Source organism: Mycobacterium kyorinense (assembly GCF_002101735.1).
Taxonomy (GTDB): Bacteria; Actinomycetota; Actinomycetes; order Mycobacteriales; family Mycobacteriaceae; genus Mycobacterium; species Mycobacterium kyorinense.
Genome location: NZ_LQPE01000048.1, coordinates 1 through 1,078, shown reverse-complemented (window position 1 = coordinate 1,078; position 1,078 = coordinate 1). Strand labels below are relative to the sequence as shown.

General features: G+C 69.1%; 1 protein-coding gene. It reads right to left on the bottom strand.

The window, feature by feature from the left end; all coding sequences use genetic code 11:
- Window positions 1-97 precede the first annotated feature (97 nt).
- Window positions 98-1,078: thioredoxin-disulfide reductase (trxB, locus tag AWC14_RS07915; RefSeq protein ID WP_249026309.1), on the bottom strand; the 981-nt coding region annotated here is incomplete at its 5' end.

Below are 1,078 nucleotides of genomic sequence, written 5' to 3'. Positions count from 1 at the left end.
GTGGCCCAAAAGTCAACCAGCACAGGCGTATTGCTGGACAACACCTCGGTTGCGAAAGTCGCGTCAGAGACTTCCACGGGGGTGCCGGTGTTGGCGGTCATTGAGGTGCTCCAATCATCGTGGTTCCGGTGGCCTCTGCCGGGGCGGGCTCGGCGCTGTCTGCGTGCTCGGCCAGCCAACGCTCGGCGTCGATGGCCGCGGAGCAGCCGGTGCCCGCGGCGGTGACCGCCTGGCGGTAGCTGCGGTCCACCAGGTCACCGGCAGCGAACACGCCCTCGAGCGAGGTCTGCGTGGTGTTGCCCCGGACCAGCACGTAGCCGTCCGGGTCGAGGTCGACTGCGCCGAGCACCAACTCCGAGCGGGGGTCGTGGCCGATCGCGACGAACACCCCGGTCACGGCCAGGGTGGTTTGCGCGCCGGTGGTGGTGTCGCGCAGCCGCAGTCCGGTCACCGTGGTGTCGCCCTCGACCGCCTCCACCACGCTGTTGGTGATGAACCGGATCTTCTCGTTGCTGCGGGCCCGGTTCAGCATGATCGCCGACGCGCGGAACTCCTCGCGGCGGTGCACGATCGTGACGCTGCGGGCGAAGCGGGTCAAGAAGGTGGCTTCCTCCATCGCCGAGTCGCCGCCGCCGATGACGGCGATGTCCTGGTCACGGAAGAAGAACCCGTCGCAGGTGGCGCAGGAACTGACGCCCCGGCCCAGCAGCTCCTGCTCGCCGGGCACGTGCAGGTAGCGCGCCGCCGCGCCCATCGCCAGGATGACCGCCCGCGCCCGGTGGGTCTCGCCGTCGGCGGTCACCACCGACTTCACCGGGCCGTCCAACGACACCGATTCGACATCCTCCATGCGCAGGTCCGCGCCGAACCGCAACGCCTGCTCACGCATCTGGTCCATCAACTCCGGCCCGGTGATGCCGTCGCGGAAACCCGGGTAGTTCTCCACATCGGTGGTTGTCATCAGGGCGCCGCCGAACGACGTGCCCTCGAACACCAGCGGCGCCAGTTGCGCGCGCGCGGTGTAGAGAGCAGCGGTGTATCCGGCCGGTCCGGAGCCGATAACGATCACGTTGCGCAC